Genomic DNA, 1,746 nt, shown 5'->3' on the forward strand with positions numbered 1-1,746 from the left:
GTCCGGGCCGACGCCCGGAACGGGACCGGGGAGGGCGCCGGACACCGGGCCGGGTCCGGGGCCGGGTCCGGGGCCGGGGCCGGGCGCGGGCAGGGCCGCAGGTACCGGTACGGGTGGTGTGGGGGTGTCCGGGAGTGCCGGCCGGGGGGCCGGCCGTGGTGCGTTCCCGTCGGCGTCGGGGTCCCCGGTGAGGTCGTCGTCGATTCCGAGCCATTTGGTGCCCACTGCCCCGACTCCTTCGTGCTGCTGCCGCGGTCGGCGTCGTCGTGACGCGCCGCCGGTGCGGTGTTGTTCGTCCTGTTCCCCGGGCGGACCGGGTGATGGCGGCCGGTGGCCGGTTTGTGGCCGCGGCGGGAGGTCGCCGTGGCGCGGTGGATGCGGTCGGATGACGCGCCTGGTAGTGCGCCGGTGTCGCGGCCGGCCGTGCGGGGTGGGCGGTCGCCGCGCTCTGGGAGTCCCTTCCAGTGGTGGACGCGGCGGGCGGCGCGGGGGTGCACGCGTGCACGCGATCCTCACTCCGGGGTGAGGTGATCGGGGACACGCCGCGCGGACGGCGGAGGCATCCCCGGGTTGCCGTTAGAGTGGAGGACGTCGGTGTGGATTGTGTCCCCCGGGCTCTAAATATCGCCTTCGCGGAATACCGTTCGGCTGGAACCGCGTTGTGCCTTTCGCCGTGAGGCGACCGCCACACCGACCTGACGTTGAAGAACGCCGTGGGCCCGACGAGATCTCGTCGGGCCCACGGCGTTCTTCGACGTCAGGTCGGTGTGGCGGTCGCCTCACGGCGAAAGGCACAACGCGGTTCCAGCCGAACGGTATTCCGCGAAGGCGATATTTAGAGCCCGGGGGACACAATCCACACCGACGTCCTCCCGCCCGGCCATCGCCTGTCGTCGCCTGGTCGTCGCGTCCGAGGGGCGGCTCCGCGTGTCCTGGGGCGTGGGGTGGTCCGGCGTCCGCCGGGCCGCAGCCGGGTCCAGGGGTGGACGGGTCGGTGAGGTGCTGTCGCGGTGCGGAGTGCCGAGGCGTCGGGTCGTGCGGGTGTGGGGTGGGGCCGGTCCGGGGGTGCGGGCGGGGCTGCGGGCGCTCCCCCGGGCGGCTCAGGAGAAGGCGGTGAGGATCCCCGAGACCAGGGCGGTGACCACGCCGACCGCGGCGACCACCGCGGCGGTGACCAGCCGGACGCGGCGGCGGGACGTCCCGCGGTGCGCGGCCAGCCGCCGCGCCAGCCGCGGGTCGTCCTCGGCCAGGCGGGTCTCGATCTCGGCGAGGATCCGCTGCTCCTCCGTCGACAGCGCCATGCTCATACCTCCGGGGGGCGTTCAGGGTGCTGTGTTTGTCCCCCGCCGGAAGGCGCTTTACCCCCGGTTCACGGTCACCGTTGCGGCACGGGCGGGCGGGCTCTCGCGGTGGACGCGGTCCAGGGCGGTGACGGTGTAGGTGTAGTCGCGTCCGGGACGGGCGGAGGGGTCGGCGAGGGTGAGCCGTCCGCCCGGCGGGGTGCCCGGGTCGCGGACGGTGCCGATCAGCGTGCCGGGGTCCACCGGGGCGCAGCCCTCGCCGCGGCCCTCGCGCCGGTAGATCGCGTACGCGGTGGTCTGCTCGGCGCCCTGACCGACGGGCGGCGGCGCCCAGGAGACCCGCACGCCGCGTCCGCTCTCGGCGGTGTCGGCGCGGACGCCGCGGACGGGGTCGGGCGTGTGCGGGCGCTGCCCGGCGGGCGCGGCGGGCGGCTGGATCGCGGGG

General features: G+C 75.7%; 1 protein-coding gene and 1 pseudogene. Both read right to left on the reverse strand.

What is annotated here, in order from left to right; genetic code table 11:
• Positions 1 to 1,100: 1,100 nt before the first annotated feature.
• Positions 1,101 to 1,301 carry a DUF3040 domain-containing protein gene (locus DZF91_RS06810; protein WP_117356636.1) on the reverse strand — a complete coding sequence of 67 codons (201 nt, stop codon included), beginning with the start codon at positions 1,299 to 1,301 and terminating at the stop codon, positions 1,101 to 1,103.
• A 57-nt stretch (positions 1,302 to 1,358) separates the two neighbouring features.
• Positions 1,359 to 1,746, reverse strand: a pseudogene (locus DZF91_RS39505) (fibronectin type III domain-containing protein); the annotation flags it as partial.

This window comes from Actinomadura logoneensis (assembly GCF_003428695.1).
GTDB classification, from domain to species: domain Bacteria; phylum Actinomycetota; class Actinomycetes; order Streptosporangiales; family Streptosporangiaceae; genus Spirillospora; species Spirillospora logoneensis.